The following is a 6,636-nucleotide window of genomic DNA, read 5'->3' as shown; positions in this document are numbered from 1 at the left end:
CCATTCATCCGGCGCTGAGAGAATGGATCCCGGATCAAGTCCGGGATGACGATGTAAGATAGGTCGGCTTCCGGCCGGCACCCGCCCCTTTACGGATAGGTCGGCGTCTTCGGCATCCCGGGCAGCGGAATGAACTCTTCCGTATCGCCCGGCACCAGCGGGAATTTGCGGTCCTTCCAGTCGTGCTTGGCCTCGTTGATCCGGTCGCGCGACGAGCTGACGAAATTCCACCACAGGTGGCGCGGCGTGCTGAACGCCTCGCCGCCGAGCAGCATCACGCGCGCGTCGGTCGCGGCGCGCAGCGTCATCGCTTCGCCGGGCTTCAATATATAGAGGCTGTAGCGTTCGAGCGCCTCGCCATCGAGGCTGGCATCGCCCATCGCGACGACCACCGCGCGCTCGTCGGCCTCGGCCTCGATCGGCAGGCTGGCGCCCGCGTTCATCACGATATCGGCATAGATGGTCGCGCTATGCTGCGTCGTCGGCGCGGTCGCGCCCCACAGGCTGCCCATGATCACCCGCGCCGAGACGGCTCCGTCCTCGACCAGCGGCAGGTCTTCGGCCGCGACATGCTCGAACGCCGGGTCGATTTCTTCCTTGCCGTCGGGCAGCGCCAGCCAGGTCTGCATGCCGGAGATCGGCGAGCCGGCGGCGCGCTCGGCCTGCGGCGTGCGCTCCGAATGGACGATGCCGCGCCCCGCGGTCATCAGGTTGCACGCGCCCGGCCGGATCGTCGCATAAGTGCCCAGGCTGTCGCGATGGTCGATCGCCCCTTCGAACAAATAGGTCAGCGTCGACAGGTTGATATGCGGGTGCGGCCGCACGTCCATCCCCTGCCCGATGTCGAAATGCGCCGGCCCGAACTGGTCGACGAAGATGAAGGGGCCGACCATCGTCCGCTCCTTGTCCGGCAGCGTCCGCCGCACGTCGAAGGCGCCGATGTCGTGGGTCGAGGGGGTGATGACGGTGAACATCAGCGAATCCTTTCGAGTTTCCGGCGCGTCCTGTCCGTTTCGACATTGCCCGTGTTGCGCGTCGAATTGGGTTCGAGCAGCAGGACATGGCATTCGCCGTCCAGCGCCTCGGGACAATGTTCGGTGCCGTGGGGGACGATGATGAACTCGCCCGGCCCGACGATCACGTCGCGGTCGCGAAACGCCATCTTCATCCGCCCCGCAACAACAAGGAATAATTCGTCTTCCATATCATGGTGATGCCAGTCGAACTTGCCGTCGAGCTTCACCAGCTTGACCTGGAAATCATTGATGTCGCCGGCGACACGCGGATTCCAGTGATCGTCGAAGGTCGCGAAGGCGTCGGCGAGATTGACCTTGTCGGTCGTCATGGCGCTGGTGTCCGCAATATCTTCTCCATCGCCTTTCCCTTGGCGAGTTCGTCGATCAGCTTGTCGAGGTAGCGGATCTCGCGCATCAGCGGCTCGGCGATATCCTCGACGCGCACGCCGCAGACGACGCCCTTGATCTCGGCCCGCGCCGCGTTCATCGCGGGCGCCGCGGCGAAGAAACCCGCGAAATCGGTGCCGGCCGCAAGCTCTGCGTCGAGTTGCTGCTGGCTATAGCCGGTCAGCCAGCGGATGATTTCATCGACCTCGGCCTTCGTCCGCCCCTTGCGCTCCGCTTTCGCGACGAGCAGGGGATAGACCTTCGCAAAGCTCATCCGATAGATGCGATGCTCTGCCATACCGCGCCCTATTCCCCCGGCGCCGTCGCCTTGATCGCCAGCGCGTGGACGCGGTTCCCCGGCAGGTCACCGAGCGCCTTGTTCACCGCGCGCTGGCGCGCGACGCGATTCTGCCCCGCAAAGCCCGTCCATGAGATGCTCAGGCTGAAATGCGATTCGCCCGATCCGTCGTCCCCGGCATGCCCGTGATGCCGGGCGCTGTCGTTGCTGAGGATGAAATCGGCATCGGGAAAAGCCGCGCTCAGCCGCTCCTCCATCTCGCGTTGCACTGGACCTTTTTGCGTCATGCCCCCATGTTGGGGCCGGACGATCCACATGACAAGCCCCCGCTCCCCCCGATTCCACGGCCGCGTTCCGCGCGAAGCCCCCTGTGCCGTGGCCGGTTGCCGCGAGCCCGGCGAGTTTCGCGCCCCCGCGACGCAGCAGCGCTCGCCCGACGGCCCGCCCCCCTATCGCTATCTGTGCCTCGACCATGTGCGCGAGTTCAACGCGGGCTATAATTTCTTCGAGGGCATGAACGCCGACCAGATCATGGCGGCGCAGTCGCCGACCGCGGGCTGGGAAACCGAAAGCCGCGCCTTTCGCCCCGCTGGCAGCGCCGACCTGCCGCCGCGCTGGGCCGATTTCAAGGACCCGATGGACGCGCTCGGCGCGCGCTTTCGTCAGCGGATGTACGAGGCCCGGCGCGAAGCCGCCGACCCGCGCTTCAATCGCGAAGAGCATCGCGCGCTGGCGTTGATGGGCCTCTCGCCCACGGCCGACCGCGCCGAGCTTCGCCGCCGCTACAGCGAACTCGTGCGCAAATATCACCCCGACCGTAACGGCGGCGACCGCAGTTTCGAGGCGAAGCTCGGCGAAGTGGTCGCGGCCTATCAGTTGCTGAGAAAGACGAAGGCATTCGCATAGGAGACGCGCGATGAGCGACCTCGACGAAAGGCGTATCGAAACCGTCCGCCGCCACATGGCGCTGGAGATCACGCACGATTGGGACGGCGTCCTCGCGACCTTCGATCATCCGCGCTACGAACTGCTCGGCCCCGGCACCGTCTTCGACGGCGAGGCGGCGGTGCGCTCCTATTTCGCGGCGTCGCGCGAGCCTTTTCCCGATCAGGCGAACGAAGTGATCGCGATCGCCGCCGATGCGGCGACCGACACCGTGCTCGTCGAATTCTGGCTGACCGGCACCCATCTCGGCCCGCTGCGGCTCGGCCTGCGCACGGTCGAGGCGACCGGCAAGGCGTTTCGCGTCCGCATGGCAGCGAGCTTCGAATTCGCGCCCGGCAGCGACAGGATCGTCTGCGAACGCCCCTATTACGACCAGTCGGCGGTGATGAAGGCGCTCGACATCTTCTGAATAAGCCGTTGCAAGCCGCAACCCATGACGATACCGCGACGGCGAAGCACCGCAGCGCGGCGACTCTCCCTGATCTATCGCTGGACAAGAAACATGACCGACATTCCGAACAGCCTCCCCGACCATCATGGTTCGACGCTTCTTGCGGCCCCGGATATCGAGGTCGATGCGCGCGAGGTGTTCGGCGTCGATATCGACATGAAGGTGCCGGCGTTCAGCGAGGCCGACGAGCGAGTTCCCGACCTCGATCCCGCCTATGTCTTCGACGGCGACACGACGCTCGCGATCCTCGCCGGCTTCAAGTTCAACCGCCGCGTCATGGTGCAGGGCTATCACGGCACCGGCAAGTCGACGCATATCGAACAGGTCGCCGCCCGCCTCAAATGGCCGTGCATCCGCGTCAACCTCGACGCGCATATCAGCCGCATCGACCTCGTCGGCCGCGACGCGATCGTGCTGCGCGATGGCCAGCAGGTCACCGAGTTCCGCGAGGGCCTGCTTCCCTGGGCGCTGCAGACCCCGACCGCGCTGGTCTTCGACGAATATGACGCGGGGCGCCCCGACGTGATGTTCGTGATCCAGCGCGTGCTGGAGGCGGAGGGCAAGCTGACCCTACTCGACCAGAACCGGGTCATCCGCCCGAACCCGCATTTCCGCCTCTTCTCGACCGCGAACACCGTCGGGCTCGGCGACACAAGCGGGCTCTATCACGGCACGCAGCAGATCAACCAGGGCCAGATGGACCGCTGGAATATCGTCGTGACGCTGAATTATCTGCCAGCTGCGACCGAAAGCGCGATCATCCTCGCCAAGGTGCCCGGCACCGACGACGCGACCGTCGCCAATATGGTGAAGGTCGCCGACCTGACGCGCCAGGGCTTCATCAACGGCGACATCTCGACCGTGATGAGCCCGCGCACGGTGATCAGCTGGGCGCAGAACGCCGCGATCTTCCACAATATCGGCTTCGCCTTCCGCCTGTCGTTCCTTAACAAGTGCGACGAGGCCGAACGGATGATCGTCGCCGAATATTATCAGCGCGTGTTCGGCGAGGATCTGCCCGAGGGCGTGATCGGCAAATAAGCGGCCGGGGCGGCGGCTCGGCGCCCCGCACCGCCTCCCACGCCATCATTTCAATATGGTTTCGGCATCGACCAGCCGGACGTCGTGCATCCGGTTCAGATAGGCTTCGAAATAGCCCTTGTGCGACGCGCCGACGATGCTGAGCGTGCGCACGCCAGGCTGCGCCGCCATCGCCGCGCGGATGTTCGCGGCCATGCGCAGGTTGCGCGTTTCCCACCAGCCGACATAACGGCGGCCGTAATTCTGCGGCGTCGCATCGGCAAGCGCCGCGCCGAAATCGCTGTCATACGCGATGCGCGCCGCCGCGGGGCTGTTGTAAGCGCGATAGATGTCGAGCAGGCCGGCCCCGTCGAGCTTCGCCTCCAGCGCCTTGTCGGCGGCGGCGCGCTCCTTCGCGACCGGATTGTTCCAGATCCGCTGCAAGGCCGCGTTGAATCCGGCATCGTCGTTCAGCCACGCGGTCGTCGCATCGGCGCTATGGTCGTCGACCGAATAGACGCGCTCCAGCCCCAGCCGCGCCGCGAGCGCCGAGGCGATCAGGAAATTCTCGTTGCGACGGGTCGTCAGCGTGTCGAGCCGCTCCGCGAGCGCCGCGTCGAGCCCGTCGCCCGCGTGCCGTTCGGCGGCGGGCAGCCGCAGCCATTGCACGAGCGCCGAGGCCTGCTCGCCGCCCGCAAGGAAGACCGCCGCCAGATGGCGCCGTTCGGCAGCGGCGGGGTTGGCGGGCCATGCCGCAAGCAGGCGCCCGGCCTCGGCGGTGGCCGCCGGAACGTCGAGCCCGGTCGCCTTGCGAGCCGGTTCGGGGTCCCAGCAATAGGTGTCGTAGACGTCGGGATAGAGCGGCTTGTAGCGCAGCAGCATATCGCAATCGGGGCCGGAAACGCCCTCGATCGTGATGATCCGCGGCTGCCACGCCGCCAGCCGCGCGAGCAGCGGGTCGAGGCTGGCGGGAGAAAACCCTTCGGGAAGCCCCGAAAGATGGGGGGTGCCGAGAACGAGCAGTTCGCCCGCCGTATCGGTCTTAAGCGCCGCCGGATCGAAGGACGGCGCATAGGGCGGCGGCGCATTGGTCCCCGCGACGAACAGCAGCGCAGCAAATAGCGACATTACATTCTCCCTCGATCGCCGCTCACGGCGTTCCGCTGCGATAGATGAAGTGTATTACTCGATCAATACTCCTGATCGATCCATTTTCGCCTTTCCAAGCCGGACCGGCTCTGCCAGCGTCGCGCGATGCGCCTCCTCGCGGCTCTCGCCTGCCTTCCCCTCGCGGCCTGCATCGCGCCCGTCGATTACGGCGATGTCCGCCACGCCGCCTATGTCGCCGACCCGCGCTGCACCGCGGCGGCGGGAGCGCCGGTCGATGCGGCGGCGCTGCCGCTGTTCTTCGTGACCAGCCGGCTGCCCGACTGCCGCACCGAGGCGATCGCGCTCACCAACCATCGCGGCGACACGATACGCTACGGCCGCTTCGCCGCACCGGGCGAGAGCACCATCGGCGGCAAGAAAAAATTCCGCACGCCGATGGCGTTCCAGAACGAGAGCGACTGGTGGCAGGCGCTGCAGGCCGAAACCGACCGCAAGCAGGGCCGCGTGCTCCTCTATGTCCACGGCTATCGCGAGACGTTCGAGACGACGTCGAAGGATGCGGCGCAGATCGCGCGCATGACCGGCTTCGACGGGCCGGTAATCGAATATAGCTGGCCGTCGCAGGGCGAAGTGCTGAAATATGCGGTCGACGAGACCAATATGTATCACGACGTGCGCTATTTCGGCGATTTCCTGCGCACGCTCGCCGACCGGCCGTGGGTCAAGGAAATCGTGATCGTGTCGCACTCGCTCGGCGCGCGGCTGGTGATCCCCGCCATCGCCACCGCCGACCGGCTGTCGCGCCGCGCCGGACGCGCAACGAACATCTCCAATATCATCCTCGCCTCGCCCGACATCGACCGCGAGACCTTCGAGCGCGACATCGCGGGCGACGTGCTGGCGCCCGAGCGTGTCGAGCGCGGGCGGCATATGACGATCTATGTCTCGCTGCGCGACAAGGCGCTCGCCGCCTCGCGCGCGCTGCACGGCTATCCGCGGCTCGGGTCGCCCTATTGCTTCGATCCGTTCGAGGCGGCCGACCTTCGCGCCAAGGGTCTGCCCGAGCGCTGCTATGTGAAGGCGCTGCCGGGCGTGACCGTGATCGACACGACCGACGTCTCGCGCGGATCGACCGGGCACAGCAATTTCCTGCGCAGCGCGGTCGCCTGCCGCGATTTCGTCGATGCCGTCGCCGGCAAGTCGGCGCGGCCCGAGCGCGTCGCGACGCCCTGGCCCTATATCTTCCGCCTGATCCCCGATCCGGCCGACCCCAAGCCCGACGACAATCTGATCTGCCACCGCACCGCGGGCGACGAGGAGGATTGAGCCCCCCCATCCCTTCCCTCGTCACCCCGGACTTGATCCGGGGTCCCGCTTATCCACGTCGCCGAGCGGGACCCCGGATCAAG

General features: G+C 66.5%; 9 protein-coding genes. 4 read left to right on the top strand and 5 right to left on the bottom strand.

What is annotated here, in order from left to right:
- Positions 1-89: 89 nt before the first annotated feature.
- From OJI97_RS10770 to OJI97_RS10755, 4 genes are read right to left on the bottom strand one after another with little or no spacing between them, the layout of a single operon-like run.
- Positions 90-974 (bottom strand): pirin family protein, encoded by an 885-nt coding sequence (locus OJI97_RS10770; protein WP_297663359.1) that lies wholly within the window; start codon positions 972-974, stop codon positions 90-92.
- A complete protein-coding gene (locus OJI97_RS10765) occupies positions 974-1,345 on the bottom strand; it encodes a cupin domain-containing protein (protein WP_297663358.1) in 372 nt (123 codons plus the stop codon). Before OJI97_RS10765 ends, OJI97_RS10770 begins: the two co-directional genes overlap by 1 nt.
- Positions 1,342-1,701: a DUF2200 domain-containing protein gene (locus OJI97_RS10760; protein ID WP_297663357.1), complete on the bottom strand. Its 360-nt coding sequence runs from the start codon at positions 1,699-1,701 to the stop codon at positions 1,342-1,344. Before OJI97_RS10760 ends, OJI97_RS10765 begins: the two co-directional genes overlap by 4 nt.
- 8 nt (positions 1,702-1,709) lie before the next feature.
- Positions 1,710-1,988 carry a BolA family transcriptional regulator gene (locus tag OJI97_RS10755; protein WP_297663355.1) on the bottom strand — a complete coding sequence of 93 codons (279 nt, stop codon included), beginning with the start codon at positions 1,986-1,988 and terminating at the stop codon, positions 1,710-1,712.
- Between the two features lie 28 nt (positions 1,989-2,016).
- Between OJI97_RS10755 and OJI97_RS10750 the strand changes: the two genes are divergently transcribed.
- The 3 genes from OJI97_RS10750 to cobS all read left to right on the top strand — a co-directional run bounded on the left by OJI97_RS10750 (position 2,017) and on the right by cobS (position 4,138).
- The gene (locus OJI97_RS10750) at positions 2,017-2,607 is read left to right on the top strand and encodes a J domain-containing protein (protein ID WP_297663353.1); all 591 of its coding nucleotides are present in this window, start codon (positions 2,017-2,019) and stop codon (positions 2,605-2,607) included.
- 10 nt (positions 2,608-2,617) lie between these two features.
- Positions 2,618-3,055 (top strand): nuclear transport factor 2 family protein, encoded by a 438-nt coding sequence (locus tag OJI97_RS10745; protein ID WP_297663352.1) that lies wholly within the window; start codon positions 2,618-2,620, stop codon positions 3,053-3,055.
- A gap of 93 nt (positions 3,056-3,148) precedes the next feature.
- Complete coding sequence (gene cobS / locus OJI97_RS10740; protein WP_257548666.1) at positions 3,149-4,138, top strand: cobaltochelatase subunit CobS; 990 nt, start codon at positions 3,149-3,151, stop codon at positions 4,136-4,138.
- Positions 4,139-4,183: 45 nt separating this feature from the next.
- Here the strand turns inward: cobS and OJI97_RS10735 are convergent, their stop codons facing one another.
- Positions 4,184-5,245 (bottom strand): DUF5694 domain-containing protein, encoded by a 1,062-nt coding sequence (locus tag OJI97_RS10735; protein ID WP_297663349.1) that lies wholly within the window; start codon positions 5,243-5,245, stop codon positions 4,184-4,186.
- A 126-nt stretch (positions 5,246-5,371) separates the two neighbouring features.
- Between OJI97_RS10735 and OJI97_RS10730 the strand changes: the two genes are divergently transcribed.
- Complete coding sequence (locus tag OJI97_RS10730) at positions 5,372-6,553, top strand: alpha/beta hydrolase (protein WP_297663347.1); 1,182 nt, start codon at positions 5,372-5,374, stop codon at positions 6,551-6,553.
- Positions 6,554-6,636: the final 83 nt, after the last annotated feature.

It is taken from the genome of Sphingopyxis sp., from assembly GCF_025869345.1.
Classification (GTDB): domain Bacteria; phylum Pseudomonadota; class Alphaproteobacteria; order Sphingomonadales; family Sphingomonadaceae; genus Sphingopyxis.
Note: the sequence above shows the minus strand (reverse complement) of the source record. Positions and strands in the feature narration are given on the sequence as shown.